At 58.3% G+C, this 25,496-nt stretch carries 28 protein-coding genes; 10 read left to right on the forward strand and 18 right to left on the reverse strand.

Features of this window, described 5'->3' with window-relative positions:
- Positions 1-112 precede the first annotated feature (112 nt).
- Complete coding sequence (gene dpaA / locus ACZ3HG_RS14830; protein WP_191935102.1) at positions 113-847, forward strand: peptidoglycan meso-diaminopimelic acid protein amidase; 735 nt, start codon at positions 113-115, stop codon at positions 845-847.
- Here dpaA and ACZ3HG_RS14835 read toward each other — a convergent pair.
- Positions 818-1,585, reverse strand: a complete 768-nt coding sequence (locus tag ACZ3HG_RS14835) for a class II glutamine amidotransferase (RefSeq protein WP_062747953.1) — start codon at positions 1,583-1,585, stop codon at positions 818-820. The genes dpaA and ACZ3HG_RS14835 overlap by 30 nt on opposite strands.
- Before the next feature lie 150 nt (positions 1,586-1,735).
- On the reverse strand, positions 1,736-2,314 hold the full coding sequence (gene lpcA / locus ACZ3HG_RS14840) for a D-sedoheptulose 7-phosphate isomerase (protein WP_062747955.1): 579 nt from the start codon (positions 2,312-2,314) through the stop codon (positions 1,736-1,738).
- A gap of 218 nt (positions 2,315-2,532) precedes the next feature.
- Between lpcA and fadE the strand changes: the two genes are divergently transcribed.
- Positions 2,533-4,977 carry an acyl-CoA dehydrogenase FadE gene (fadE, locus tag ACZ3HG_RS14845; RefSeq protein WP_465333194.1) on the forward strand — a complete coding sequence of 815 codons (2,445 nt, stop codon included), beginning with the start codon at positions 2,533-2,535 and terminating at the stop codon, positions 4,975-4,977.
- A gap of 43 nt (positions 4,978-5,020) precedes the next feature.
- Here fadE and mtnK read toward each other — a convergent pair whose 3' ends face one another.
- A complete protein-coding gene (gene mtnK / locus ACZ3HG_RS14850; protein WP_191935099.1) occupies positions 5,021-6,220 on the reverse strand; it encodes an S-methyl-5-thioribose kinase in 1,200 nt (399 codons plus the stop codon).
- A gap of 114 nt (positions 6,221-6,334) precedes the next feature.
- Here mtnK and mtnA point away from each other — a divergent pair, with 114 nt between their 5' ends.
- Complete coding sequence (mtnA, locus tag ACZ3HG_RS14855; RefSeq protein WP_465333196.1) at positions 6,335-7,360, forward strand: S-methyl-5-thioribose-1-phosphate isomerase; 1,026 nt, start codon at positions 6,335-6,337, stop codon at positions 7,358-7,360.
- A gap of 188 nt (positions 7,361-7,548) precedes the next feature.
- Here the strand turns inward: mtnA and ACZ3HG_RS14860 are convergent, their stop codons facing one another.
- From ACZ3HG_RS14860 to ACZ3HG_RS14870, 3 genes are read right to left on the reverse strand one after another with little or no spacing between them, the layout of a single operon-like run.
- Positions 7,549-8,091 (reverse strand): 1,2-dihydroxy-3-keto-5-methylthiopentene dioxygenase, encoded by a 543-nt coding sequence (locus tag ACZ3HG_RS14860; protein WP_062749294.1) that lies wholly within the window; start codon positions 8,089-8,091, stop codon positions 7,549-7,551.
- Positions 8,088-8,777 carry an acireductone synthase gene (mtnC, locus tag ACZ3HG_RS14865; protein WP_191935097.1) on the reverse strand — a complete coding sequence of 230 codons (690 nt, stop codon included), beginning with the start codon at positions 8,775-8,777 and terminating at the stop codon, positions 8,088-8,090. Before mtnC ends, ACZ3HG_RS14860 begins: the two co-directional genes overlap by 4 nt.
- Positions 8,774-9,388 (reverse strand): methylthioribulose 1-phosphate dehydratase, encoded by a 615-nt coding sequence (locus tag ACZ3HG_RS14870; protein ID WP_191935096.1) that lies wholly within the window; start codon positions 9,386-9,388, stop codon positions 8,774-8,776. Before ACZ3HG_RS14870 ends, mtnC begins: the two co-directional genes overlap by 4 nt.
- A gap of 247 nt (positions 9,389-9,635) precedes the next feature.
- On the opposite strand from ACZ3HG_RS14870, the gene ACZ3HG_RS14875 reads away from it, so the two are divergent.
- Positions 9,636-10,796 (forward strand): pyridoxal phosphate-dependent aminotransferase, encoded by a 1,161-nt coding sequence (locus tag ACZ3HG_RS14875; protein WP_465333198.1) that lies wholly within the window; start codon positions 9,636-9,638, stop codon positions 10,794-10,796.
- Positions 10,784-11,551 carry an amidohydrolase gene (locus tag ACZ3HG_RS14880; protein ID WP_465333200.1) on the forward strand — a complete coding sequence of 256 codons (768 nt, stop codon included), beginning with the start codon at positions 10,784-10,786 and terminating at the stop codon, positions 11,549-11,551. The genes ACZ3HG_RS14875 and ACZ3HG_RS14880 overlap by 13 nt, the downstream gene beginning before the upstream one ends.
- Positions 11,552-11,587: 36 nt before the next feature.
- On the opposite strand, the gene ACZ3HG_RS14885 is transcribed toward ACZ3HG_RS14880, so the two are convergent.
- The 10 genes from ACZ3HG_RS14885 to hpxU form a co-directional block, all read right to left on the reverse strand.
- Positions 11,588-12,910, reverse strand: a complete 1,323-nt coding sequence (locus ACZ3HG_RS14885; RefSeq protein WP_465333202.1) for a nucleobase:cation symporter-2 family protein — start codon at positions 12,908-12,910, stop codon at positions 11,588-11,590.
- A 99-nt stretch (positions 12,911-13,009) separates the two neighbouring features.
- Entirely contained in the window at positions 13,010-13,345 is a 336-nt protein-coding gene (uraH, locus tag ACZ3HG_RS14890) for a hydroxyisourate hydrolase (protein ID WP_191935092.1), read from the reverse strand.
- Positions 13,342-13,836: a 2-oxo-4-hydroxy-4-carboxy-5-ureidoimidazoline decarboxylase gene (gene uraD / locus ACZ3HG_RS14895; RefSeq protein WP_465333204.1), complete on the reverse strand. Its 495-nt coding sequence runs from the start codon at positions 13,834-13,836 to the stop codon at positions 13,342-13,344. Before uraD ends, uraH begins: the two co-directional genes overlap by 4 nt.
- A complete protein-coding gene (hpxK, locus tag ACZ3HG_RS14900) occupies positions 13,833-15,092 on the reverse strand; it encodes an allantoate amidohydrolase (protein ID WP_465333206.1) in 1,260 nt (419 codons plus the stop codon). The genes uraD and hpxK overlap by 4 nt, the downstream gene beginning before the upstream one ends.
- Entirely contained in the window at positions 15,089-16,327 is a 1,239-nt protein-coding gene (locus ACZ3HG_RS14905) for a pyridoxal-phosphate-dependent aminotransferase family protein (RefSeq protein WP_191935184.1), read from the reverse strand. The genes hpxK and ACZ3HG_RS14905 overlap by 4 nt, the downstream gene beginning before the upstream one ends.
- A 143-nt stretch (positions 16,328-16,470) precedes the next feature.
- The gene (locus ACZ3HG_RS14910; RefSeq protein ID WP_191935089.1) at positions 16,471-17,205 is read right to left on the reverse strand and encodes an amino acid ABC transporter ATP-binding protein; all 735 of its coding nucleotides are present in this window, start codon (positions 17,203-17,205) and stop codon (positions 16,471-16,473) included.
- Positions 17,186-17,842: an amino acid ABC transporter permease gene (locus tag ACZ3HG_RS14915; RefSeq protein ID WP_465333243.1), complete on the reverse strand. Its 657-nt coding sequence runs from the start codon at positions 17,840-17,842 to the stop codon at positions 17,186-17,188. Before ACZ3HG_RS14915 ends, ACZ3HG_RS14910 begins: the two co-directional genes overlap by 20 nt.
- Positions 17,842-18,507 carry an amino acid ABC transporter permease gene (locus ACZ3HG_RS14920; RefSeq protein WP_191935088.1) on the reverse strand — a complete coding sequence of 222 codons (666 nt, stop codon included), beginning with the start codon at positions 18,505-18,507 and terminating at the stop codon, positions 17,842-17,844. The genes ACZ3HG_RS14915 and ACZ3HG_RS14920 overlap by 1 nt, the downstream gene beginning before the upstream one ends.
- 10 nt (positions 18,508-18,517) lie before the next feature.
- Positions 18,518-19,303 carry a transporter substrate-binding domain-containing protein gene (locus ACZ3HG_RS14925; RefSeq protein WP_465333208.1) on the reverse strand — a complete coding sequence of 262 codons (786 nt, stop codon included), beginning with the start codon at positions 19,301-19,303 and terminating at the stop codon, positions 18,518-18,520.
- A 264-nt stretch (positions 19,304-19,567) separates the two neighbouring features.
- Positions 19,568-20,407: a MurR/RpiR family transcriptional regulator HpxU gene (gene hpxU, locus ACZ3HG_RS14930; protein ID WP_465333210.1), complete on the reverse strand. Its 840-nt coding sequence runs from the start codon at positions 20,405-20,407 to the stop codon at positions 19,568-19,570.
- Between the two features lie 216 nt (positions 20,408-20,623).
- Between hpxU and ACZ3HG_RS14935 the strand changes: the two genes are divergently transcribed.
- The 5 genes from ACZ3HG_RS14935 (at position 20,624) to ACZ3HG_RS14955 (ending at position 24,646) form a co-directional block, all read left to right on the forward strand.
- Entirely contained in the window at positions 20,624-22,210 is a 1,587-nt protein-coding gene (locus tag ACZ3HG_RS14935) for a gamma-glutamyltransferase family protein (protein WP_465333212.1), read from the forward strand.
- 21 nt (positions 22,211-22,231) lie between these two features.
- On the forward strand, positions 22,232-22,420 hold the full coding sequence (hpxX, locus tag ACZ3HG_RS14940; RefSeq protein WP_191935085.1) for an oxalurate catabolism protein HpxX: 189 nt from the start codon (positions 22,232-22,234) through the stop codon (positions 22,418-22,420).
- Entirely contained in the window at positions 22,417-23,820 is a 1,404-nt protein-coding gene (locus tag ACZ3HG_RS14945) for an AtzE family amidohydrolase (protein WP_465333214.1), read from the forward strand. Before hpxX ends, ACZ3HG_RS14945 begins: the two co-directional genes overlap by 4 nt.
- Positions 23,817-24,209 carry an oxalurate catabolism protein HpxZ gene (gene hpxZ, locus ACZ3HG_RS14950; protein ID WP_191936961.1) on the forward strand — a complete coding sequence of 131 codons (393 nt, stop codon included), beginning with the start codon at positions 23,817-23,819 and terminating at the stop codon, positions 24,207-24,209. Before ACZ3HG_RS14945 ends, hpxZ begins: the two co-directional genes overlap by 4 nt.
- Before the next feature lie 137 nt (positions 24,210-24,346).
- Entirely contained in the window at positions 24,347-24,646 is a 300-nt protein-coding gene (locus ACZ3HG_RS14955; protein WP_191935183.1) for a helix-turn-helix domain-containing protein, read from the forward strand.
- Positions 24,647-24,657: 11 nt separating this feature from the next.
- Here the strand turns inward: ACZ3HG_RS14955 and ACZ3HG_RS14960 are convergent, their stop codons facing one another.
- Together ACZ3HG_RS14960 and ACZ3HG_RS14965 are read right to left on the reverse strand one after the other, a co-directional pair.
- On the reverse strand, positions 24,658-25,026 hold the full coding sequence (locus ACZ3HG_RS14960) for a helix-turn-helix transcriptional regulator (RefSeq protein ID WP_465333216.1): 369 nt from the start codon (positions 25,024-25,026) through the stop codon (positions 24,658-24,660).
- Positions 25,026-25,364, reverse strand: a complete 339-nt coding sequence (locus ACZ3HG_RS14965; RefSeq protein WP_465333218.1) for a hypothetical protein — start codon at positions 25,362-25,364, stop codon at positions 25,026-25,028. Before ACZ3HG_RS14965 ends, ACZ3HG_RS14960 begins: the two co-directional genes overlap by 1 nt.
- Positions 25,365-25,496 lie beyond the last annotated feature (132 nt).

Consider the following 25,496-nt stretch of genomic DNA (forward strand, 5'->3'; position numbering starts at 1 on the left):
ATAAAAAAATAGACAATGCTAAGGTGACGCAGCGATAGCGGAATTGTCCGATATTGCACGTCAACAGACGCCTCCGGCGTTGCTTCCAACCCTACATTTCAAGGGAACCAGAATGGGCAAAATCGCACTGCTGTTTGCGATGATTTTTCTGCCAGCCGTTGTCTTTGCCAGCGTACCGGATTCGGTTACACCCCTGGCCCCGGTAAGCAAAGAGTTAAAGAAACAATTAATTGGCACCCCCGTGTACCTGCAAATCTTCAAAGAAGAGCGCACGCTGGAACTCTACGGCAAGATCGGTAATGAATACCGCCTGCTGAACAGTTACCGCATTTGTAATTTTTCCGGCGGACTCGGGCCAAAGCGTGTTCAGGGCGACTTCAAAAGTCCGGAAGGGTTTTACAGCGTAGGGCTTTCACAGCTCAAGCCTGACAGCCGCTTTTATCGCGCGATTAACGTCGGGTTCCCGAATGAGTACGATCGTCAGCAGGGCTATCAGGGTAAATACCTGATGATCCACGGCAACTGCGTGTCCGTGGGCTGCTATGCCATGACCGACGCCTATATGGACGAGATTTATCACTATGTAGAAGCCGCGTTACGCAACGGCCAGCCGCGCGTTGAGGTCAGCATCTATCCGTTCCGCATGACGGAAAGCAATATGCAGCGCCACCGCTACTCCACCTATATCAATTTCTGGAAGCAGCTGCAGCCGGGCTATGCACAGTTCGTGCAGACGAAACAGCCGCCGTCGGTCAGCGTGAGCGCCGGCAAGTACGTACTGGGCCGACCAATGATGGCCAGCCCAGGCGCACCGGAATCAGCCCTGGCGCTCACCCAGGCAAAATAGTGCCCACTCACCTGGCTCAATCTTGTGCCAGGTTTCATTCGCCGTCAGCGGCTGAGTGGCAACAACCGTGACCACGTCATCTGGCGTGGTCTGCTTCTGAAAATCAATTTCCACGTCCTGATCCAGAAGTTTGGCCTTGCCGAACGGCGCACGCCGGGTGATCCAGAAAAGATTGGTCGAGCAGAATGCCATCAGGTACCGCCCGTCTGACAGCAGCATGTTAAACACCCCTTTTTCACGCATCTCTCCCGCCAGCTCCGCAATGTAGCGGAATACCGCCGGCCAGTTACCCGGCGTGCGGGGATAACGGGTGGTCAGCTTATGCAGCAACCAGCAGAAGGCCAGTTCGCTGTCCGTTTCGCCAATGGGACGGTACGGACCGGTATCCAGGTTTTTATAGCCTTTAAGCTGCCCGTTGTGCGCGTAAGTCCAGTTACGCCCCCACAGTTCGCGGGTAAACGGATGCGTATTTTCCAGCGACACCTCGCCCCGGTTCGCCTGGCGGATATGTGCCACCACTGAGCAGGATTTAATCGGGTAGTCCTGCACCAGACGGGCAATCGGTGATTGGAAACTGGGCTGCGGATCTTTAAAGGTGCGACAGCCTTTCCCTTCATAGAAGGTAATGCCCCAGCCGTCTTTATGCGGCCCCGTCCCGCCCCCGCGCTGCACCAGCCCGGTAAAGCTAAAACAGATATCCGTCGGGACATTCGCGCTCATCCCTAATAGTTCGCACACAGGATTACCTCGTGAAAATAGATTCTATCCCCAATGGATTTCACGTTGCAGGAAGGCGGCAAACGCGTGAATCCCCGGGAGCTTACACGAGTAAGTGACCGGGGTTCACGAGAGCAACCAACGCACCTGCGGCGTGAAGGATGAAGGGGATTAAGCGACCATCTCTTTTTCGATGAGCAGCATCAGAATATGGATCACTTTGATGTGAATTTCCTGGATGCGGTCGGCATAGCCGAAGTGCGGCACGCGGATCTCCACGTCTGCCACGCCATCCATTTTTCCGCCGTCTTTGCCGGTCAGGGTGATCACCTTCATCCCTTTCGCACGCGCGGCCTCTACGGCTTTAATAATGTTGGCGGAATTACCGGAGGTAGAAATCCCCAGCAGAACATCCCCGGCGCTCCCGACCGCTTCGATATAGCGGGAGAACACAAAATCGTAGCCAAAGTCGTTACTGACGCAGGACAGGTGGCTGACATCAGAAATGGCAATCGCCGGGTAGCCCGGGCGGTTTTCACGATAGCGGCCCGTCAGTTCCTCCGCGAAGTGCATTGCATCACAGTGAGAACCGCCGTTACCGCAGGAGAGGACCTTCCCGCCCGCTTTAAATGAATCAGCCAGCAAAACGGCCGCACGCTGGATCGCGTCGATGTTTGCCTCTTCACTTAGAAATTTATTCAGCGTGTCTGCCGCTTCGTTCAGCTCGGCGCGAATGATGTCCTGATACATAGGGGTGTCCTTTTTTAGGAAAGAGTTACTGCCGGAGTTTACCAAGTTGCCAGAGAGCCGGGAAGCGATCTCCCTGAGGGGCGAAAGGATTAACGCTTCGTGCCCCCGCTTTGTGAGCCAGGTTGTAATTATTATGTAAACAGATTGCACCTGGCGTCGGGGTAATCTAAACATATAACCAACAGGTCAGACCTCTTACTACTTACGGAGCACACGTTATGATGGTTCTCAGTGTTGTGGCGACGATCGTGCTGATCGGTGCCCTGTTTTATCACCGCGTCAGCCTGATGGCTGCCAGCGCAGTGTTGCTTATCTGGACGGCGGCCTTCGGCATCGCCGGGCTGTGGTCGTTGTGGCTGCTGGTACCGCTGGCACTGATCCTGCTACCGTTCACGCTGCCGTCGATGCGCCGTGCGCTGTTTTCTAAACCGACACTGGCCACCTTCCAGAAGGTAATGCCACCGATGTCGCGCACGGAGAAAGAAGCCATTGATGCCGGGACCACCTGGTGGGAAGGCGATCTGTTCCGTGGTACCCCGGACTGGAAAAAACTGCATGCGTATCCGCAGCCGCGCCTGACGCCTGAAGAGCAGGCGTTTATTGACGGTCCGGTGGAAGAGGCCTGCCGTCTGGCCAACGATTTCCAGATCACCCATGAAATGGCCGACCTGCCCCCCGAACTGTGGGCCTATCTGAAACAGCATCGCTTCTTCGCCATGATCATCAAGAAAGAGTATGGCGGACTGGAATTTTCAGCCTACGCTCAGGCGCGGGTGCTGCAAAAACTGGCGGGGGTTTCCGGTATTCTGGCTATCACCGTGGGCGTCCCTAACTCCCTCGGGCCTGGCGAGCTGTTGCAGCATTACGGTACCGACGCCCAGAAAGATCATTACCTGCCCCGTCTGGCACGCGGCCAGGAGATCCCCTGCTTTGCCCTCACCAGCCCGGAAGCGGGTTCGGATGCCGGTGCCATTCCGGATACCGGGGTGGTCTGCATGGGTAACTGGCAGGGTGAAGAGGTGCTGGGAATGCGCCTCACCTGGAACAAACGCTACATCACCTTAGCTCCTGTCGCCACCGTGCTGGGCCTGGCATTTAAACTTTCCGATCCCGATCGCCTGCTGGGCGACACGGAAGAGCTGGGGATTACCTGTGCGCTGATCCCCACCCAGACGCCGGGCGTCGAAATTGGTCAGCGTCACTTCCCGCTCAACGTCCCGTTCCAGAACGGCCCCACGCGCGGTAACGATATCTTTGTGCCCATCGACTATATTATCGGCGGCCCGGAAATGGCCGGACAGGGCTGGCGGATGCTGGTTGAATGCCTGTCAGTAGGGCGGGGGATCACTCTGCCCTCTAATTCGACCGGCAGCCTGAAAAGCATTGCGCTGGCCATTGGTGCCTATGCCCATATTCGTCGTCAGTTCCGCCTGTCGATTGGTAAAATGGAAGGCATTGAGGAACCGCTGGCGCGCATTGCGGGCAACGCCTATGTGATGGATGCAGCGGCAACGCTGATCACCAGCGGCATCATGCTCGGCGAAAAACCGGCGGTGCTGTCGGCTATTGTAAAATATCACTGTACCCACCGCGGTCAGCGGGCGATTGTGGATGCGATGGATATTGCCGGAGGCAAAGGCATTATGCTGGGCAACAGTAACTTCCTCGCCCGCGCCTATCAGGGAGCCCCCATTGCCATCACCGTGGAAGGGGCAAACATCCTGACCCGCAGTATGATTATCTTTGGTCAGGGAGCGATCCGCTGCCATCCCTACGTGCTGGCCGAGATGGCTGCCGCACAGAATCACGATCTTACCGCGTTTGATAAGGCACTGTTCAGCCATATCGGCCACGTGGGCTGCAATACAATGCGTAGCCTTTGGCTGGGCATCACCGGCGGGCTGACCAGCACCTCACCGACACGCGATGCCACCCGTCGCTACTACCAGCATCTGAACCGCATCAGTGCGAACCTTGCGCTGCTGTCGGATGTCTCGATGTCGGTGCTGGGCGGCAGTCTGAAGCGCCGTGAGCGCATCTCCGCACGTCTGGGTGATGTCCTGAGCCAGCTCTATCTGGCGTCGGCCGCGCTGAAGCGTTATGAAGATGAGGGCCGCAACGAAGCCGATCTGCCGCTGCTGCACTGGGGCGTTCAGGATGCACTGAACCAGGCGGAAACCGCCATTGACGACCTGCTGCGTAACTTCCCGAACCGTATTGTTGCGGGCCTGGTCCGCCTGGTGGTGTTCCCGACCGGTCGTCACAGCCGGGCACCGTCTGACCGTCTTGACCACCAGCTGGCGAAGATCCTGCAGGTACCGTCAGCCACCCGCACCCGCCTGGGGCGCGGCCAGTACCTGACGCCAAGCGAGCATAACCCGGCGGGCCAGCTGGAAGAGGCGTTGCAGCATGTGATGGCCGCTGAAGTTATTCACGATCGTCTGTGTAAACAGCAGAAAAAACATCTGTCATTTACCCGCCTGGATGCGCTGGCGGCTGAAGGACTGCAAAAAGGATGGGTGACTCAGGAAGAGGCCGACGTACTGGTCCGTGCCGAAGCCAGCCGCCTGCGCTCCATTAACGTCGATGAGTTTGCTGCCGATGCGCTGGCGACCCAGCCGATCAGAGAGGACGTTTTGCCGCGAAAGATTGAAGCGGCATAGCGTTTAACCCGGGAGGCCGATCGTCAACGATCGGCCCCTGCCGTTATCCGTTCTGACGGATACGCGCAATCAGCGCTTCACTGTCCGGGATATGGTCAGCCAGCAGGATCAGACTGCGACCCAGCGTTATCGCCTGACGCACGCATTCAACACGCATCGCATCATCGTCAATCTTCTTAATATCCGCCACCTGCGACATGCCCACGGTACGGCGGATCAGCTCAGTACCGCAGTAGCCAATGGTATCGCTCCAGACCTTACGCAGAAACGCCTGCGAATAGCCTGACACCGCCAGCGCCCGATCCCGGCTCTTTTCTGCCGCCAGGGCAAGGAAGCGATCGCTGAAGCTCCGCCACACGTCGCGCACGTCGTTAAGGCGATTTTCACGCGCGGCTGCTGCTTCCCTCGGTGGCAGCAGCCCCGGTGCAGCACAGTAGCTGATCAACAGATTGCCCAGCGCACTGCCGATATCAAAGCCCATCGGGCCGTAGAAACCAAATTCTGCATCAATGACCTTCAGACGGTTGTCTGCCACGAAGATTGAACCGCTGTGCACATCTCCGTGCAGCAGCGCTTCGGCATGGCAGTAAAACCGGTGCTTCAGGCCCCCGACCGCCACCCGCAGTTCAGCATCGTCACGCAAAGATTCTGCCAGCGGCTCCAGCTCACGCGGATACGCGTTGCGCTCGTGCACTTCATATGGCTCGTTGAAGAACAGCTCTTCGGTGATATCGCACAGCTCCGGGTTAGTAAAACGGATCACGTCCGCTTTTTTCTTATACGGATGCTGGAAAAAATCGGAGGTGTGGAACAGGGTCTGTGCCAGATACTCCCCCAACTGCCCTGCCGCCTGCGGATATTCAACACCGTTCACCAGCTCACTCCGCCAGATAGCGTGATCTGACAGATCTTCCATAACCATGACCGCAAGCTCCGGGTCATAATGCAGGATATTGACCGTGTGCTGCGGGCAAAATTTGCCATGTTCAATCAGCACTTCGGCTTCCAGCCTTGCGCGGTCAAGGGTCAGGGGCCAGGATTCGCCCACACAGCGCACATAAGGTAGCGCCTGTTTGACGATCACCCGGCTGACGCCTGAAGTATCAAAAATCTTAAATACCAGGTTGAGATTACCATCGCCCACTTCCTGCGAATCAACCAGAGACTGGGGATTATCCACGCCGCCAAACTGACGGGCATATTCCACGGCATCCGCTGCGGTGAACGTACGGTATTGCGACATTGACCTGACCCCCAAAATAAGACATGTTTCGTTGTAATAAGCCGTTCAGACGTCTATACATCCGTCAGCCATGTTGGCACAATATGACGCATTAAAGCAACCGGGATTTAACTCATGCAAACACTCAGCACCACCAGTTTACAGGTTCGTGACAATCAGCTCTGGATCCTTGACCAGCAGGCCCTGCCACAGCAGAAAGTCTGGTGCCCGACGCCGGATGTTGCCGAACTGGTGAGCCATATTAAAGCGCTGCGGGTCCGCGGCGCACCGCTGATCGGCCTGTCGGCCAGCCTGCTGTTGGCACTGCTGGCTGAAAACGGCATGGCCAGACCGGCACTGGCGAAGGCGCTGGAGGTGCTGCGTGCTGCGCGTCCGACAGCGGTGAATCTGATGAATAACCTGGATCGCATGAAGCTGGCGCTGGCCCAGGATGATTTTGTCAGCGCGCTGGGGGCAGAAGCACTGCGGTTGATTGATGAGGATAAAGCCCTGTGTGACAGCATTGCCGCCGCCGGCAGCGCCCTGATTACCCCCGGCAGCCGCCTGCTGACCCACTGCAACACCGGCGGGCTGGCCACGGCAGGCGTCGGCACCGCGCTGGGTGTTATCGCCCGCGGCTGGACGGAAGGCAAGGTCAGCCAGGTATGGGTGGATGAAACCCGACCGCTATTACAGGGCGGACGCCTGACGGCGTGGGAATTAGGCGAACTGGACGTCCCTTACCGGTTAATCTGTGATTCGATGGCCGCCAGCCTGATGGCCCGGGGAGAGGTTGATGCTGTCTGGGTGGGGGCGGATCGCATTGCCGCTAACGGTGACGTGGCGAATAAAATCGGCACCTACAGCCTGGCGGTGCTGGCGAAATATCACGACATTCCGTTCTACGTCGCGGCACCGCATACCACGCTGGATCGCGAATGCCCGGACGGCGATGCCATCCCGATTGAACAGCGCGCCGCGCGCGAAGTGACGGGCGTTGCCGGCAGCTTTGGTGATGTGCAGTGGGCACCGGAGGATGCACAGGTGTACAACCCGGCGTTTGACGTCACACCCGCCGCCCTGATTAGCGGCTGGGTGCTGGATACTGGCGTGGTCACCCCGGCCCAGGTAAAGGCGGGCGAATTTCAGCCGCGTCGTTAAGGGGTCTCACCAGGGCGAGCGGCTGCAGCCAACGCCGCTGCAGCCTGAAGAATGACGGAAAATAATACCCTAAATTATTCGGGTTGCAGCAAGGCGGCAAAGCGGCGAGTCCCTGGGAGCATAGATCACTATGTGACCAGGGCGAGCGGCTGCAGCCAACGCCGCTGCAGCCTGAAGAATGACGGGTATTACGGTAAGCGCGGATAAGCATCAGCGATAGTATCGCCGGTAAACTTCGCCACCCAGCCTTCCTGATTGTCGAAAATACGGATAGCAGTAAAATTAGGGGACGAGCCCATATCGAACCAGTGTGGCGTGCCTGCCGGGACTGAAATCAGATCGTTCTTCTCGCATAAGATCTGATAGATATGCCCGTCAAGGTGCAGGCAGAACAGTCCGGCCCCTTCCACAAAGAAACGAACTTCATCTTCCCCGTGGGTATGCTCAGAGAGGAACTTAGTGCGCAGCACTTCTTTCTGCGGGTTGTCCGCACGCATGCTGATCACATCCCAGCTCTGATAACCTTTTTCTGCCACCAGACGATCGATTGCATGCTGGTACGCCTTGATCACGGTGTCCGCATCCGGGTTTTCACCCAGATCGCGGTCTGCTTCCCAGCGTTCAAAACGCACATCCTTTGCCTTCAGTTTTTCAGCGATTGCGGCGGCGTCAGTGCTGTGCCACACCGGGGTGGTCGCTTCGGTATCGGTAAAAATAGTCAGTGCGCTCATGAGTTCAACAGTTCCTGGTTAATCTGATCAAAACCTGCCACCTGGCGATGACGGCTCTCAGCATCCGCGTCGCCGCGTATTAACTGCACGGTCTTCCAGCCTGCATCCTGCGCCGCGTCCAGCTCCTGATGAATATCGGATAAGAACAGCAGTTCCTCTGCAGGTAAACCAATCTGGCTGGCAATGTTGCGGTAAGACTCCCTCTCACGTTTGGCGCCGACGTGGGTGTCAAAGTAGCCGCTAAACAGCCCAGTGATATCACCTGCGTCGCTGTAGCCAAATAACAATTTCTGCGCAGCAACGGAGCCAGATGAATAAACATACAGCGCGATGCCCTGCTGCTGCCACTGTTTTAACGCCGGCAGCACGTCAGCATAGAGATGACCGGTAAAGCTGCCGTTCTCGTAACCCGCGCGCCAGATCATGCCCTGCAGCGCCTTCAGCGCGGTGGATTTTCGGTCCTGATCCATAAACCCGAACAGCACGGCGACCAGGTCATCATTGCTGGCCTGCGGCTGATTAATCTCGGTACGCAGATCGTCCAGCACCTGTGCCACAGCGTGCTGTGAGTGATGTTCCGCAATAAAGTCCGGCAGATGCTGCCGCGCATAAGGAAACAGAACGTTATGGACAAAGCGAATATCGCTGGTGGTCCCTTCAATGTCGGTGACGATGGCGCGGATCATGATTTCTCCAGGATGCGGCGTTGTAATTCACACTGGAAGAGAAACTCCAGCCCTTCAAGATGACGACGTGCTTCGGCCACGTCTTTCCCCCAGCAGGTCAGTCCGTGGCCGCGCAGCAGGAAACCATAACGCAGCGGCGTATGCCCAGCAAACTGCGCAATACGCTGTGACAGCCCGGCAATATCCTGATCGTTATCGAACAGCGCCACCGCCACACTGCCCTGATGCGAAGTCTGCCCGGCCAGCGTCTTTTGCATTTCATAGCCCTGTAACACCAGCGCTGCGCTTTTTTCCACCCGGGACAGGACGGTGGCGTTCACCGTGTGGGTGTGCAGCACCGCACCCGCCTCAGGAAACAGACGGTAGATCAGCGTATGCAAACCGGTTTCTGCCGAGGGTTTACGGCCGGACGGAACGCAATTGCTGACGATCTCAACCTGGATAAAGTCGTCGCGCGTCAGGCTGCCTTTGTCTTTGCCGGACTCACTCAGCAGGCAGAACTGCGCATCCTGGCGTACGGACATATTGCCGCCGGTGGCCGGTGCCCAGCCGCGTTCGCCAATCCAGTGACAGGCATCAACTAATTGATCTAACTGAGAGCGTTGTGTCATCTCTTTCCTTAGTGTGAAAGATGATAAGGATGATTATAGACGTCTAAGCGTCTTGATTGCCAAATACTAACACCGTGTTATATTGGCAGCAATAACATCCATTTCCCCCCACTCGCTGGGGTTGCAGCAAGGCGGCAAATCGATGCGTCCCGGGGAGCTTACAACAGGCAGTGACCGGGAGAAATGCACCACCGCCCTTGCAGCTTCAGACAGTCAGGGAAAAAACGTGCTACAAGGGTTGAGTCATATGAGCCAGACGTCGTTTACCCCAGAAAGCAAGCTACCTGCGCTGGGCACCACTATTTTTACCCAGATGAGCGCACTGGCGCAGCAGTACAACGCCATCAACCTGTCGCAGGGGTTTCCTGACTTTGACGGCCCGCTGTATCTGCAACAGCGCCTGGCACATCACGTCAGCCGGGGCGCGAACCAGTATGCACCGATGACCGGCGTGGCTCCGCTGCGTGAGGCGATTGCCCAAAAAACGGCTGAACTTTATGGCCACACCCCCGATGCAAACACCGAAGTCACCGTCACGGCCGGTGCTACCGAAGCCCTGTTCGCCGCCATCACTGCGCTGGTGCGTCCGGGGGATGAAGTGATCTGCTTCGATCCCAGCTATGACAGCTATGCACCGGCCGTGACCCTCGCGGGTGGCGTGATGAAACGCATCGCCCTTCAGCCCCCGGGGTTTCGCCCCGACTGGCAGGCCTTTTCCGCTTTGCTGTCAGCGCGTACCCGCCTGGTGATCCTGAATACTCCGCATAACCCGACGGCCACGGTGTGGCAGCAGAGCGACTTCGCCCAACTCTGGCAGGCCATTGCCCGGCAGGAGATTTACGTGCTGAGCGATGAGGTCTATGAACATATCTGCTTCGACGCTAACGGCCATGCCAGCGTGCTGGCACACCCGGAACTGCGCGCGCGCGCGATTGCCGTGTCTTCATTCGGTAAGACCTTTCACATGACCGGCTGGAAAGTGGGCTACTGCGTGGCCCCGGCGGCCCTGAGCGCCGAAGTACGCAAGGTACATCAGTATCTGACCTTCTCGGTGAATACCCCGGCACAGCTGGCGATGGCAGATATGCTGGCGCAGGAACCGCAACACTACCGGGAACTGCCGGAATTCTACCGGGCACGACGCGACCGCTTTGTGAAAGCCCTGTCGGGCAGCCGCTTTACGATCCTGCCTTGCGAAGGCACCTACTTCCTGCTGGCTGATTACAGCGCCCTTTCCGATCTTGATGATGTCGCCTTCTGCCAGTGGCTGACCAGAGAAGTCGGCGTGGCAGCCATCCCGCTGTCGGTGTTCTGCGCCGACGCCTTTCCTCATAAACTGATCCGCCTGTGCTTCGCCAAACAGGAAGCCACGCTGGACGCTGCTGCGGAGCGCCTGTGTCAACTTTAGACATCACTGTTCTTCAGCAGCCGCTGGTCTGGATGGACGGCCAGGCTAACCTGGCCTTTTTCAACGACCTGCTGGCCGATATCCAGGGCCGTGACCTGATTATCCTGCCGGAAATGTTCACCACCGGATTTGCCATGGAAGCGGCGACCCGTTCACTGCCAGAAGTTGAAGTGATTGCCTGGCTGCAGGAGAAAGCCCGTGCAGCAAATGCGATGGTGGCGGGCAGCGCCGCCATTCAGGTTGAGCACGGGGCGGTAAACCGCTTCTTCCTTGTCGAACCGGAAGGCAAAGTGCATTTCTACGACAAGCGCCATCTGTTCCGCATGGCCGGAGAACATGAACACTATCTGGCCGGGGAGCGCCGCGAGGTGATTGAGTGGCGCGGCTGGCGCATCCTGCCTCAGGTCTGTTACGACCTGCGCTTCCCGGTGTTCTCCCGCAACCAAAATGATTACGATCTGGCGCTGTATGTGGCTAACTGGCCTGCGCCACGCGCCCTGCACTGGCAGACGCTGTTGCAGGCGCGCGCCATTGAAAACCAGGCGTATATCGCCGGGTGCAACCGCGTGGGCAGCGACGGAAACGGCCATCAGTACAGCGGTAACAGCCGGATAATCAGCCCGCAGGGTGAAATTCTGGCAGAAGGTGAACCGCACCAGCCTGCACGCCTGGAGGCCACGCTGTCGCTGGAGACGCTGCGCGACTACCGCGAGACGTTCCCGGCGTGGCGCGATGCGGATAGCTTCAGCTGGTGAAACCGCTGGCGGACGGGCAGAAACAGATGACCGCCCCTACGGGCGGGCCACAGCTTTTTCCGTTCGTCCCGATGATACCCGGTTAAACAGCAGATTCAGCGTTACCGAGACCAGGCAGGCGGCGCTGATACCGGAATGAAAAAGGGTCCGCACCCAGCCGGGAAACTGATCGTAGAAGGTCGGCATGACAATTGGGATCATGCCGAAGGCAATCGAGGTGGCAACAATGACCAGGTTCATATTGTCTTTATAATCCACCTTTGCCAGGGTGCGAATGCCGCTGGCCGCCACGGTACCAAACAGCACCACGCCCGCGCCACCGAGAACGGGCAGCGGTATGGCTGCCACGACTCTGCCCAGCACCGGTAAAAAACCCAGAATCACCAGAATGACGCCCCCCGCCGCGACCACAAAGCGACTCTTCACCCCGGTCATCGCCACCAGCCCGATATTCTGCGCAAAGGCACTCTGTGGGAAGGAGTTGAACAGCGGTGCCAGCGCGCTGGTCAGCATATCGGCGCGCAGGCCACGGGCGATGCGCTTTCCGTCCACATCCGTACCCACAATGTCGCCAATCGCTATCAGTCCGGCGGTGGTTTCGGTCAGCAGCACCAGCACAATCAGCGTCATCGAGACTATGGCCGCCACATCAAATACCGGCATGCCAAAGGTCATCACTCCCGGCAGAGCCAGCCAGTCCCCCTGCGCCACGCCGGCAAAACTTGCCTGCCCGGTGAACAGGGCGACACCGGATCCACAGGCCATTGCCAGCAGGACCGCCAGCCGTCTTACCGCGGCACTGCCCAGACGATTTAATAGCAGTACCATCACCAGCGTCACCGCCGCCAGACCGATATTGTCGGTTGACCCCCAGCCTGCCGCATGAGGGTTGCCCCCCATCGCCCAGCGTGCCGCCACCGGCATCAGCGACAAGCCGATCACCGCTATCACCGTCCCGGTCACCACCGGGGGGAAAAAGCGAATGATATGCGCAAACAGCGGGGCAATCAGCAGACCAAGCAGCGAGGAAGCCATCACCGCGCCGAACACCACCGGCAGACCGCCTTCACTGGTGACCAGCGTCACCATGGTAGCCACCCCGGCAAAAGAGACGCCCTGCACCAGCGGCAGCCGTGAACCAAATCCGGGCATACCCAGCGCCTGAAGCAGCGTGGCGCAGCCGCTGACAAACAGCGCAGCCGTCACCAGGATACCCAGCTCGCTGGCACTCAGCCCGGCGGCTGAACCAATAATCAGTGGGGGAGCAATAATTCCGCCGTACATGGTTAACACATGCTGTAAACCCCAGGCAAAAGCCTTGCCTGCCGGATAACGCGTATCTTCTGGCCTGACGCTCATAATGATGCCTTTTCGTTTTATGCAGGTTGACGGGCGGCCCGGAAAAGCGGGTTCGCCCAAGGAGGCTTTCCGGCCACCCGCTGCCGTCACAGGTACGGTTTATGACCCACGATAGGTGGACCAGGACCACGGGGTGATCAGAAAGGGTAAATGGTAGTGGCTGCCGGGGGCGGTAATGACAAAGTCGATCCGGGCGTTGACGTAGAGCGTTTCCCGCCCGTCGGCGGCAAAATAGTCGCCGATGGCGGCTGTCAGGCGATAGCGGCCCGCAGCCAGTCCGTCGGGCGTCAGATCGCTGACCCGGCCGTCGGCGTTGGTGACGCCAGATGAAAGTCGCTGCCAGCCTTCGCTGCCCTTCTGTTCAAGGACGATGGTTACGCCGACGGCGGGTTTCCCGCGCGCGGTATCCAGAATATGCGTGGTAATAGTGCTCACCGGAAGGCCTCCTGCAGGCGTAAAAGCGTAATTTCACGCAGCTGGTCGAGCGCTTCGCGCTCCTCCTGCTGCATATCGTTGTTCAGGCGACGCTGTAACTCGGCCAGGATCTGCTCGCCGCTGCGCCCTTTGGCGCGGATCAGAAACACCCGGCCAAAACGCTGTTCATAGTCAGCATTGCCCGCGCGTAAGGCCCGGGCAAGTTCCGCATCGGCGCTGTTCACCAGGACCTGTTCGTTACCCGACATGGCCGCTTCTTTTCCGCCGCCCGCTGCCCGCTCACCAATGCGCGGGTGAGCAGAAAGTGCCCGCATCAGCGCGGTACTGTCCCACTGCTGTGCCACGCTGTCCGCCTGTTTCAGCAGCTCTGCCAGCGAGACGTAGGGCCGCGCATCCGTCAGCAGCGCGGCCCACTCAGGCAGTGCCACGCAGTGCGCAATGCTACGCTGCGCCTCGTCAGCGCTGGCCTGGTTGAACTGCGTCAGATTCATTTTTCGGCCACCGCCGCCACGGCCTGCACGTAAGCCTGTACGGCCAGAGCCACATCCTGCGGGGTCACGGATTCCGCCGGATGGTGGCTGATGCCGCGATCGCAGCGCACAAACAGCATCCCGACCGGCCAGCGTTCAGCGATGGCAATGGCATCGTGTCCGGCTCCGCTGGGCAGCGACAGGCTGCGGCCCTGAACGGTGCCGACGGCTTGCGTCAGCGCAGTCTGTAAGCCTTCATCACAGCGCGTGGCCGGGATCTGGTAATACTCCTCTGCGCTGAAGCTCAGGCCACGCCGCAGGGCAATGGCTTCTCCCTGAACCAGCAGTTCAGACAGCAGCGCCGCCAGCAGCTGGTCTTCCGGGCCGCGCACGTCCAGCGTCAGCGTCACCTCTCCCGGAATGACGTTCACCGCCCCGGGCTGGCACTGTAGGGTTCCTATCGTCGCGACCAGCTGTGGATCCAGCTGCGGTGTGCGCTGTTCGATAAACACCATCCACTCTGCCGCCGCCGCCAGCGCATCTTTGCGGTGGCTCATCGGCACCGTCCCTGCGTGCCCTGCCTCCCCGGTAAAACGACAGTTGAGGCGCCGCGCGCCGTTAATTGCCGTCACGACCCCCAGCGCCAGCTGCGCCTGCTCCAGGCACGGGCCCTGCTCAATATGTAACTCCAGGTAAGCAACGAAATCCTCAACGTCGCGCGCCGCCTGCCATAGCAGATCGGGGTTGAAGCCAATATCTTTCATCGCCTGTCCGACGGTAATGCTGTTGCCATCCGGATGGGTGAGCCAGTGTGCTGGCCAGGTACCCGTCAGGCCCCGGCTGCCCAGCAGGGTAATACCAAAGCGCGTGCCCTCTTCGTCCGCAAAGCCGATAATTTCGACCGCCAGCGGCAGGCGCTGACCGCGATCGTGCAGATACTGCACCGTTTCAATCGCCGTCAGCACGCCCAGCATGCCGTCATAGCGCCCGGCGTTGCGTACCGTATCCAGATGTGAACCCAGCAGCACCGCCTTCGCATCCTCACGCTGTCCTTCATAGCGCCCGCAGATATTGCCCACGCTGTCCTGCCAGACCTGCATGCCAGCCGCTTTCATCCACTTGCCGACCATCGCATTCGCACGCAGGTGCTCCGGCGAAAGATAGACGCGGGTCAGGTAACCCGGGGTTTCACTGATTTCAGCCAGTGCATCACAGCGGGCCATGACGCGCGCCGCAGCGGCGGCAGCGGCCGTGGCATTCATCAGGCACTCGCTCATCCGCGACTCCCGTTGTAGTGGTCCCAGGCGGCCTGCATCGCCGCCCCCTGAGTACTGCGGAAACCGACATAATTCAGCACCGACTCCAGCGCGCTCAGGGTCTGCATAACGCAGTCTTTACGAGCGTTATATCCCATCGTGCCGATGCGCCATACCTTGCCAATCAGCGGGCCGAAGGACGTACCGATCTCAATACCGAAATCTTCCAGCATCAGCTGGCGCACCTGGTCGCCATTCACTCCCTGAGGGATCATCACGCCCAGCACGTTATTCATTTTGTGGCTCAGATCGCCGAAGGTATCCAGCCCCATACCCTGAATGCCTTTCAGCATCGCGTCCCCGTGCAGCTTGTGGCGGGCGATGCCGTTATCCAGCCCCTCCTCAAGGATCAGGCGGGCACACTCGCGCGCGCCAAACAGCGCCGAGGTCGCTTCGGTGTGGTGGTTAAGACGCTCCGGGCCCCAGTAGTCCATGATCATGCCAAGATCGAAATAATTGGACCAGATCATCTCGTCATCACCATCCTGATGAGCATCGGTGCGGATCCCCGCCTCCACGCATTTGCGCTTACGGATCGTCTCTTCCATCGCCGGGCTGAGGGTAATCGGCGAGGTCCCCGATGGCCCGCCCAGGCATTTCTGCATGCCGACTGAGACCGCATCCAGGCCCCAGGCGTCAGTTTCCAGCCTGTTGCCGGCGAGTGAAGCGGTGGCATCGGTATAGAACAGCACGCCATATTTTTTACAGATTGCTCCCAGCTCTTCCAGCGGCTGCAGCATGGTGGTCGAGGTATCCCCCTGCACCGTCAGCAGCAGCCGTGGCCTGACCTTTTTAATCGCGTCTTCAATCTGGTCCGGGGTAAATACCTCGCCCCACGGCACGTCAATGGTATGGACTTCTGCACGGCAGCGGCGGGCAATTTCGCACAGCAGATGGCCGAAGCGGCCAAATACCGGCACCAGCACTTTATCGCCGGGGCGGATCGCCGACAGCAGGATCGCTTCAATTCCGGCGCGTGAGGTACCGTCGATCAGCATCGTCCAGCGGTTTTCGGTACGGAACACGCCGCGATACAGCGCCATCACTTCGTTCATGTACTGCGTCATCGCCGGATCGTACTGCCCCAGCAGCTGGCTGGACATCGCACGCAGTACGCGCGGATCGGCGTTGATCGGTCCCGGCCCCATCAGCAGGCGCTGCGGCGGGTTAATCTGGGTAAATGTAGATAAATCCATCATCGATTCCTGTATTGAAATAACCCCTTAGGCGTTACTGGTGCAGGCAGTTTGAACACGGACAGCGCGCAAGAACCGGAGCGTACACGTAGTACGTGAGGATTCTGAGCACTGCCCAGGTTCAAAATGACAAACAAAGTAACCTAAAGCCCACGCACCGAGGAGATAAACTGTTTTAATTCATTCGTTTGCGGGTCAGAGAAGACGGTTTTACTGTCGCCCTGCTCCCATACCCTCCCCTGGTGCATAAACACCACGCGGTCACCGACCTCGCGGGCAAAATTCATTTCGTGTGTTACGAGGATCAGCGTCATGCCCTCTTTTGCCAGCTGCTCCAGCACTTTCAATACTTCCCCCACCAGTTCCGGATCCAGCGCCGAGGTGATCTCATCGCACAGCAGCACTTTGGGCGACATGGCCAGCGCCCGCGCTATCGCCACGCGCTGCTGCTGCCCGCCGGAGAGGTTGGCAGGATAGTAATCTATCCGGTCGCCCAGACCGACTTTTTCCAGCATCCGGGCGGCCAGTTCGCGGCATTCTGCCTCTTTCTTTTTCAGCACACGCCGGGGGGCCAGCATCACGTTTTCCAGCGCCGTCATATGCGGGAACAGGTTGAAGTTCTGGAACACCATCCCGACGGAACGGCTGATGTCCCGCGCCTGGGCATCGCGATCGGTAATGGTCATACCGCCGAGCTTAATACTGCCCTCCTGATAGCCTTCCAGCCCGTTAATGCAGCGCAGGAGGGTACTTTTTCCCGAGCCGCTGCGACCGATAATGGAGATCACTTCACCCATATCGACATCGAGATCCACGCCTTTCAGTACGTGATTGTCGCCATAGTATTTCTGCACCTGATTAATGGTGATGAGCGGCATTGAATTTCTTCTCCAGATACTGGCTGTAGCGTGACAGCGGATAACACATCAGGAAATAGCCGAGGGCCACTAACCCGAACACTTTAAAAGGCTGATACGTCACATTGTTCAGAATAGTGCCGGCCTTGGTCAGCTCAATAAAGCCGATAATGGAGGCCAGCGCGGTGCCTTTCACCACCTGGACGGCAAAGCCGACAGTCGGGGCGATCCCCACGCGCAGCGCCTGCGGCAGTACCACACGCCAGAGCGTCTGACCAAAGCTCAGGCCGAGACAGCGACACGCCTCCCACTGCCCTTTCGGCAGGGCTTTAATGCTGCCGTGCCAGATATCCACCAGAAAAGCACTGGTGTAGAAGGTCAGCGCCAGCGACGCCGCCGTCCACGGCGACACGTCCAGGCCAAATAGCGCCACGCCGAAGAAGGCCAGGAACAGCTGCATCAGCAGCGGCGTACCCTGGAACAGTTCGATATAGCAGCGGATAATCCGGTTTGGCCAGCGACGCCCACTCAGGCGCACCATCACCAGCGGCATTGCCACCAGCGTGCCGCCGAAAAAGGCCGTCAGCGACAGGGCGATGGTCCAGCGGGCCGCCAGCAGCAGGTTACGCAGAATGTCCCAGTCAGTAAAAGTTGTCATCATGGCTGCTCTCCAAACCACTTGCGCCCCGCGGCCAGTAACAGCTGACGCATGGCAATCGACAGCGCCAGATACATCAGCGTGGTCACCAGATAGACTTCAAAACTTAAAAAGGTGCGCGACTGGATCAGGTTGGCGGCAAAGGTCAGCTCCTCATAGGAGACCTGAGATACCACCGAGGAGCCAAGCATCACAATAATGCACTGGCTGACCAGCGCCGGATATATACGCTTCATTGACGGCGGCAGCACCACCCGGATAAAGGTCTGCGTGCGGGTCAGGCCCAGTACGCGTCCAGCCTCCCACTGCCCTTTCGGTGTCACCTGGATGCCGGCACGGATTATTTCCGTACTGTAGGCCCCGAGATTAATCAGCATGGCCAGCAGCGCCGCTTCGCCGGCGGTCAGCTTCAGACCGAGATTGGGCAGACCAAACACGATAAAAAACAGCTGCACCACAAACGGCGTATTGCGGATAAGTTCGACATACACGCCCCAGAGGCGGCTGAACAGTGAAGGCCTGCCGCTGCGCAGCGCTGCCCCCAGAATGCCCAGCCCTACGCCGCCTACCGTCGCCATCACTGTCAGCTGAATGGTCACCCACAGGCCGGAAAGTAATTCCGGCCAGAAGGGCCACAGCGCAGGAAAATTCAGTTGCCCAATCATTGGTCAGCCCTTACGCGCCGAGATCGGCGGGCAGCGGAGCCTTCAGCCACTGCTCTGAAAGCCCGTTCAGGGTTTTATCCTTAATCGCCTGTACGATCAGAGCATCCACTTTCGCTTTCAGCGCGGGCTCATTTTTCTTCATACCGATGAAGCACGGGGAGTCTTTCAGCATAAATTTCGCGACCGGGGCTTTATCTGCCTGCTGGCGGGCGATGGCGGCCACCACCAGGTTGCCTGTGGCAACATACTCCACCTGACCGGAAAGGTAAGCCGACAGCGTGGTGTTATTGTCTTCGTAGCGCTTCACCTGGGCGTCTTTCGGTGCGATCCCCGTCAGCACAATGTCTTCAACGGCCCCCCGGGTGACACCGATGGATTTGCCACTCAGGCCAGCAGCCTCTTTCAGCGCCCCGTCTTTTGGCCCGAACACGCCGAGGAAGAACGGCGCATAGGCGCGACTGAAGTCGATCACTTTCTCGCGCTCCGGATTCTTGCCCAGGCTGGAGATCACCAGGTCCACTTTGTCCGTCTGCAGATAAGGAACGCGGTTGGCGCTGGTCACCGGCACCAGCTGCAACTTAAGTTTCATCTGTTTCGCCAGGTACTTTGCCATATCAATGTCGTAGCCCTGCGGCTGTAAATCGGTGCCGACCGAACCAAACGGCGGGAAGTCCTGCGGGACCGCAATGCGGATAACGCCACGTTTTTCAATATCCTGCAGCTGGTCGGCATGGGCCACTATTGCCTGAGAAAACAGTACGGCACCTGCCAGTAATGCAAATAAGCCTTTTTTCATCTTCACTTCCCCGGTTAATACATCATGAAACGAAAGATTCTTAAAGAACTTAATTGCAACTAATGTGCCAGCGCGTGAGAGGGGATAAAAATTTCTGCTGCCCGGTGCATACCGGGTGAGAAAAAACCTGCTGCAGCAGATTATTAACCTTAAAATCGTCGGGGAAAGCAGGACAGTTCCTGACCTGACTGCCCGTTAAAAGGCCATAAAAAGGGGCGCGGCAATGCGCCCCAAAATCATGCAAAGCACCATAACAGTGCCCCACTAGCGGTGTTCCAGCTCATCCAGCTGGCCGTAGAGGTCAGCAATCTGATGTATACGCTGGCGTCCGTCACTTAACCTTTCGTGCAATACCGCATTGGCCAGCAGGTTGATCAGGCTGTTGGCTGCCGCGTAACTGTCAAAGGCCGACACACTGTCCAGCGGGGCGCAGAGCTGCCAGCGCGTCAGCGTCATTACCGCCTGCGCCTGAGGCTCGCACAGCGCCAGCGTCGGGATACCGTTATGCTGTAGCTGCTGCAATAGCGGCCGGATAATGCGCGGTCGGCGGCGAAAAGCCATCACCACCACCAGATCCTCCGGGGTGAGATCCACCAGCTCTTCCGACAGCGTCTGCCCCGGCTGCGGCAGAACCTGAACCTGAGTCCGCGCCTGTAACAGCTGCTGGCGCAGATGCAGAGCAACCGGATAGGCGTTACGCATCCCGATGATAAAAATGCGTTTGCTGTTTGCCAGCGCCTGTACGACTTCACCAAAATGTCCGGCATCAATGCTGTTAACCCACCGGGTCAGGTTGGCCATCTCCTGCTTGTAATGGCGGGCCAGTAGCGTATTCCCCTGCACCGCATCGCGGTTGTCCGTCAGCGGCATCCCACTCTGGCGCAAGGTACGCAGCTCATCGCGCATATCTTTATATTTTTCATAGCCCAGGCGTTTAAACAGGCGACTGACCGTAGCTTTAGACGCCCCGCTCAGGCGCGCCAGATCGGCACTGTTGTAGCTGATCAGATCGTCGAAGTGGTCGAAAACAAAATCAGCGATACGCTGTTCCTGGGGAGAAAGCTGCGCATACTGACTGCGCAGGCGTTCATCAAGCTGCATCATGGTGTTGACCCTGTAACGTTTGTTTCATCCTCAGAATGATATACAAATAACGTGCCTGTCTGTAGCGGGGGACGCTGGCGGAAGGAAATCAGCAAACTTTTATCTCAAAACCGGAGCTGGCCGACACATATTCAATTGGTAACAGCCTGATCCTCGACAAACTGGAACGGCTATTGCTTTAGTCAACGCATCTGTAATCCGATTGACGGGAATCGAATGAATCAAAGCAATATGGCTCCTCTGGGGATGGCCGTTACGCCGCACCACCTGGCGAGTGAGAGCGCACTGAGTATTTTGCGTGAAGGTGGCAACGCCATTGAGGCGATGGTGGCCGCCGCCGCGACCATCGCGGTGGTGTATCCCCATATGAACGGACTGGGAGGCGATGGTTTCTGGCTGATCGTCCCCCCTAAGGGCGATCCGGTGGCCATTGATGCCAGCGGGGCGGCTGGCGCGCTGGCCTCGCCCGATTTCTACCAGGGCAGCAGCACCATTCCCCATCGCGGTCCGAAGTCTGCGCTGACCGTGGCCGGTACCGTCAGCGGCTGGGCTGAAGCACTGACAATCTCACGAGAGATGGGCGGCGTGCAGCGCCCCCTGCCGCGCCTGCTGGCCGATGCTATACGCTATGCCGCCGACGGCATCCCGGTCACCGCCTCTCAGGCCGATGCCACCGCCAGTAAACAGGCAGAGCTGATACACCAGCCCGGTTTCGCAGCCACCTTTTTACCCGACGGTGAGGTCCCCCGCTGCGGCAGCCGCTTCACCCAGCCAGACCTGGCAAACACCCTGATTCATCTGGCGGAAGCGGGGCTGGAAAGCTTTTATCGCGGCCCGCTCGCTCGCCAGATGGCCAGTGAAATGTCACGCCTGGGAATGCCCGTGACGCTGGAAGACCTGAACCGTCAGCACGCCGCACGCCGTACACCGCTGCGTATTCGCCACCAGTACGGTGAGGTCTTCAATATGACCCCGCCCACTCAGGGCGTGGTATCACTGGCCATTCTCGCTATGACCGACCACCTGCAGATGGCAGAGGCTGACGAAGCCCAGACCGTGCATCGCATCGTTGAAGCCACCAAACTGGCCTTTGGCCTGCGCGACCAGTACATCACCGATCCCCTGCACATGCGCGAAGAGATGCAGACGCTGCTCGACAGCGATCGCCTGCAGCAGATGGCAGCACAGATCGATATCAGTCAGGCGGCACCGTGGGGCAGCGGTAAAGGGCCGGGAGATACGGTCTGGATGGGGGTAATGGACAGCAGCGGGCTGGCAGTTTCCTTTATTCAAAGCATTTACCACGAGTTTGGCAGCGGCGTGGTGCTCCCCGGTACCGGCATCACCTGGCAAAATCGCGGTGCGGCCTTCAGTCTCGATCCCGATCATCTGCTGGCGCTGCTGCCCGGTAAGCAACCCTTCCATACGCTAAACCCTGCCGCGGCCAGGCTGAACGACGGCCGGACGATGGTTTATGGATCCATGGGAGGAGACGGTCAGCCCCAGACCCAGGCGGCGATTTTCACCCGCCATGTGGTACAGGGCATGGGATTGCAGCAGGCCGTCAGCGCCCCCCGCTGGCTGCTGGGACGTACCTGGGGCCAGGCTTCCGACTCGCTCAAGCTGGAAGGCCGTTTTTCCGCTGACACCGTCGCCACGCTCAGGGCACTGGGACACGAGGTCGAACTGCTGCCTGACTACAGCGAAGCCGTGGGCCACGCCGGGGCCATTGTTCGGCATATCAACGGGATGCTCGAAGGGGCATTCGATCCGCGCAGCAACGGCAGTGCGGCCGGATTTTGACAGAATAAACAGGAGATGAGCATGACACCAACGACGCCCGACTGGGCAGCCTATATCACACAGATGGAGCAGGTGCTGGCGCTGGAGCTTGACGATGCACGTCGTGCTGAACTGCAGGTGCAGTTCAACCGCATTGCCGTTATGGCGGTGCCGCTGATGGTGTTTCCGCTGGATGACCGCCTGGAAGTGGCAGGAGTGTATAAAGCATGAATCTGGCCTCCCTTTCCATTGGCGAGCTGACCCGGGCCCTGGCCCGTGGCGATCTCAGCGCACGCGAGATCGCCCGGCACACGCTGGCCGCGATTGAGCGGCATAATCCGTCACTCAATGCCTGGACCGCTATCACTCAGGATCGGATGTTACAGGAAGCCGATCGCCTCGATCGTCTGAAACATCAAAACCAGCCGCTGCCGATGCTGGCCGGGATCCCTTACGCTGTCAAGAACCTGTTCGATGTGGCAGGACACACTACGCTGGCCGGTGCCCGCCTGTTCAGCAACCGTCCGGCGGCGCAGCAGGATGCGTGGGCGGTACAGAAGCTGGCCAGCAACGGGGGGTTACTGTCGGGCATGCTGAATATGGATGCTTACGCCTACGGGTTCACCACGGAAAACACGCATTACGGTGCCACCCGCAACCCCCACGATCCGGCGCGTATTGCCGGTGGTTCGTCCGGAGGCTCCGCAGCGGCCGTCGCCGCAGGACTGGTACACTTTTCTCTCGGCACCGACACCAACGGGTCGATTCGCGTGCCCTCTTCACTCTGCGGCATCTTTGGTCTGAAACCGACTTTTGGCCGCCTGTCGCGCAGCGGTAGCCATCCGTTTGTCGCCAGCCTTGATCATATCGGCCCGCTTGCCCGCCGCGTCAGCGACCTTACGCACGTCTATGATTTATTGCAGGGTCACGATCCTGCTGACGGCTTCCAGGCCGATCGCCCTGTGCAAACCGTCAGTCCGCAGCTGGAACAGGGCATTGATGGCCTGCGCTGCGGCGTGCTGGGAGGGTACTTTCAGCAGTGGTGCGATGATGATGCCCGTGCCGCAGTGGCACGGGCCGCCAGCGCGCTAAATGCCCGCGAGGAAGTGGTGCTGCCGGAAGCGGAGCTGGCGAGAACCGCAGCGTTTATTCTTAGCGCCTCCGAGGGAGGAAATCACTACCTGCCCGCGCTGCGCCATTCTCCGGCACAGTTTGAACCGCTGTCGCGTGAGCGTCTGCTTGCCGGGGCGATGATCCCGGCGGCCTGGTATGTACAGGCGCAGCGTTTTCGTCGTCATTTCCAGCAGCAGGTGCTGCCTGTCTTTGAGCAGGTGGATGTGCTGATTGCACCCGCGACACCAGCCAGCGCCACGTACATTGGCCAGGAGACGATGCGCATTAACCACACTGACCTGCCGATCCGCGCCAGCATGGGCATGCTGACCCAACCTGTTTCATTTCTCGGCCTGCCGGTGACCACAGTTCCATTGCGTACTGCTCACGGCCTGCCCATTGGCCTGCAGCTGATTGCAGCACCCTTTAACGAAGCCGCGTGCCTGCGGGCCGCCAGAGCCCTGGAGCAGATGGGTATCACACAGGCCGACCCGGCCAGAATGGAACCACAAAAATGAACAGTGAATATAGTGAATATAGTGATCGCCCGGCGATCCTTGCTGAAGTCACCGCCGCGTTTTATCGTTATGAAGCGGCGCTGGTCAGCAATGATATCTCCGTGCTGGATGCCCTTTTCTGGCATGATCGCCGCACGGTACGTCTGGGTGCCGGGGAGAACCTTTATGGGATTGAGGCGATCCGCGATTTTCGCGCTTCGCGCCCCTCCGCAGGGTTAGATCGCCGCTTAAGAAATACGGTGATCACCACCTATGGCGACGATTTCGCCGTATGCAGTACCGAGTTTACCCGTGAGGGTAGTGACCGCATCGGACGTCAGCAGCAGACCTGGGTGAAATTCCCCTGCGGCTGGCGCATTGTGGCCGCGCAGGTCAGTTTGATGACCTGATCCACCGCAGTAAACCCGCCGGTTTCGATGCTCCGTAATTCTCACGGTGGTGCAGGCTGGCAGCGAATGATAAAACTCCCCTTCACTTATCCACATAGGAGAGAAAGATGACGCTGTTAGCTCCCCTAACCCCCACCATGACGACCCGAGGCCCTCCCCCTGCGGGTGACTGGCATCGTGAAGAAATAAAATGTGCTATTCGACTAAAAGGTTATTCTATCGCCTCGCTGTCACGGGCAAATGGACTGGCTGGCGGCACGCTGGCTAATGCCCTGACCCGGCCCTGGCCTAAAGGTGAAAAGATTATTGCCTCACTGCTGGGGCTGGAGCCAGCGGATATATGGCCCAGTCGCTATGAAGCACGTAAAGCCAAAAAACACCGCCAGCCGGGTGTAAAAAAAACAAAAGCGCCGTCAGGGGGTAATGACTCCCCCTGATCGTTCAGGTTTTATCGTTCAAAAGGCATAATCGTTTCACACTGCTGAAAAATATTTTTAGGGATAAAATTATTAAAGCCCTGCTCAATACAGTAATCGATCAATCCACGTTTATTTCCAACACCAGCCTTTTTATAAATGCGACACAGAATATCTTCAACTGTACGGTTGGACACCCCGAGAGACTTCTCAATCATTTTCGGGGTGAATGACTGACAGGTGTAAAAGATGACGTCCCACTCTTTTTCAGTAAACTGCTTACTGGGAGGTGTAAACACCAGTGATGTGGGCATTTTAACCTTCGATAACCGGGTAATAAACACGGCCTCAACCGGCCGACAGTGAGGGATAACGCCCAGCACCTCGCCTTTTTCATTCATCAGGGTATTTTGTCAGCATAATAAGGCTGCAGATAATCCAGACCATTAAATTGCTGGATCACAATGGAGGTAATACGATCGCGTGCTGTCTGTACCATCCGATCGTGCGCCTGAAACTGGGCTTCAAACTCACTGATAGCCACCGGAAGTTCACCATCATACCGTCCTTCCGGATTATATCCCTTCGGTAATCCCAGAAACTCACAGAGTCGTTTATTGGCATAAACAAACTGTGATTCGGCGTTCTTAACCCACCAGGGTTCGCGACTGTTTTCCCAGAACTTTACCAGTGGCTTAATGATCCTGAGAATTTCACCGTCTTTTTTTTCTTTGTTCATTGCTTAATCCCTTAAAAATCACCTAAGCATTAGGGCTTAGTGTAACTTCATCCATTATTTCAGATAGTTTCACAAGCGAAACGAGATAAGCCTTATTTTTGTATCGATATAAATCCATTTTATCGTGGGAGG

The organism is Erwinia sp. PME.40.26/001, assembly GCF_055556675.1.

Bases quoted from the DNA above. Each gene is read 5' to 3' on its own strand.
- dpaA (WP_191935102.1), top strand. From the start codon at position 113: ATGGGCAAAATCGCACTGCTGTTTGCGATGATTTTTCTGCCAGCCGTT.
- lpcA (WP_062747955.1), bottom strand. From the start codon at position 2,314: ATGTATCAGGACATCATTCGCGCCGAGCTGAACGAAGCGGCAGACACG.
- fadE (WP_465333194.1), top strand. From the start codon at position 2,533: ATGATGGTTCTCAGTGTTGTGGCGACGATCGTGCTGATCGGTGCCCTG.
- mtnK (WP_191935099.1), bottom strand. From the start codon at position 6,220: ATGTCGCAATACCGTACGTTCACCGCAGCGGATGCCGTGGAATATGCC.
- mtnA (WP_465333196.1), top strand. From the start codon at position 6,335: ATGCAAACACTCAGCACCACCAGTTTACAGGTTCGTGACAATCAGCTC.
- ACZ3HG_RS14860 (WP_062749294.1), bottom strand. From the start codon at position 8,091: ATGAGCGCACTGACTATTTTTACCGATACCGAAGCGACCACCCCGGTG.
- mtnC (WP_191935097.1), bottom strand. From the start codon at position 8,777: ATGATCCGCGCCATCGTCACCGACATTGAAGGGACCACCAGCGATATT.
- ACZ3HG_RS14870 (WP_191935096.1), bottom strand. From the start codon at position 9,388: ATGACACAACGCTCTCAGTTAGATCAATTAGTTGATGCCTGTCACTGG.
- ACZ3HG_RS14875 (WP_465333198.1), top strand. From the start codon at position 9,636: ATGAGCCAGACGTCGTTTACCCCAGAAAGCAAGCTACCTGCGCTGGGC.
- ACZ3HG_RS14885 (WP_465333202.1), bottom strand. From the start codon at position 12,910: ATGAGCGTCAGGCCAGAAGATACGCGTTATCCGGCAGGCAAGGCTTTT.
- uraD (WP_465333204.1), bottom strand. From the start codon at position 13,836: ATGAATCTGACGCAGTTCAACCAGGCCAGCGCTGACGAGGCGCAGCGT.
- hpxK (WP_465333206.1), bottom strand. From the start codon at position 15,092: ATGAGCGAGTGCCTGATGAATGCCACGGCCGCTGCCGCCGCTGCGGCG.
- ACZ3HG_RS14905 (WP_191935184.1), bottom strand. From the start codon at position 16,327: ATGGATTTATCTACATTTACCCAGATTAACCCGCCGCAGCGCCTGCTG.
- ACZ3HG_RS14910 (WP_191935089.1), bottom strand. From the start codon at position 17,205: ATGCCGCTCATCACCATTAATCAGGTGCAGAAATACTATGGCGACAAT.
- ACZ3HG_RS14915 (WP_465333243.1), bottom strand. From the start codon at position 17,842: ATGACAACTTTTACTGACTGGGACATTCTGCGTAACCTGCTGCTGGCG.
- ACZ3HG_RS14920 (WP_191935088.1), bottom strand. From the start codon at position 18,507: ATGATTGGGCAACTGAATTTTCCTGCGCTGTGGCCCTTCTGGCCGGAA.
- ACZ3HG_RS14925 (WP_465333208.1), bottom strand. From the start codon at position 19,303: ATGAAAAAAGGCTTATTTGCATTACTGGCAGGTGCCGTACTGTTTTCT.
- hpxU (WP_465333210.1), bottom strand. From the start codon at position 20,407: ATGATGCAGCTTGATGAACGCCTGCGCAGTCAGTATGCGCAGCTTTCT.
- ACZ3HG_RS14935 (WP_465333212.1), top strand. From the start codon at position 20,624: ATGAATCAAAGCAATATGGCTCCTCTGGGGATGGCCGTTACGCCGCAC.
- hpxX (WP_191935085.1), top strand. From the start codon at position 22,232: ATGACACCAACGACGCCCGACTGGGCAGCCTATATCACACAGATGGAG.
- ACZ3HG_RS14945 (WP_465333214.1), top strand. From the start codon at position 22,417: ATGAATCTGGCCTCCCTTTCCATTGGCGAGCTGACCCGGGCCCTGGCC.
- hpxZ (WP_191936961.1), top strand. From the start codon at position 23,817: ATGAACAGTGAATATAGTGAATATAGTGATCGCCCGGCGATCCTTGCT.
- ACZ3HG_RS14955 (WP_191935183.1), top strand. From the start codon at position 24,347: ATGACGACCCGAGGCCCTCCCCCTGCGGGTGACTGGCATCGTGAAGAA.
- ACZ3HG_RS14960 (WP_465333216.1), bottom strand. From the start codon at position 25,026: ATGAATGAAAAAGGCGAGGTGCTGGGCGTTATCCCTCACTGTCGGCCG.
- ACZ3HG_RS14965 (WP_465333218.1), bottom strand. From the start codon at position 25,364: ATGAACAAAGAAAAAAAAGACGGTGAAATTCTCAGGATCATTAAGCCA.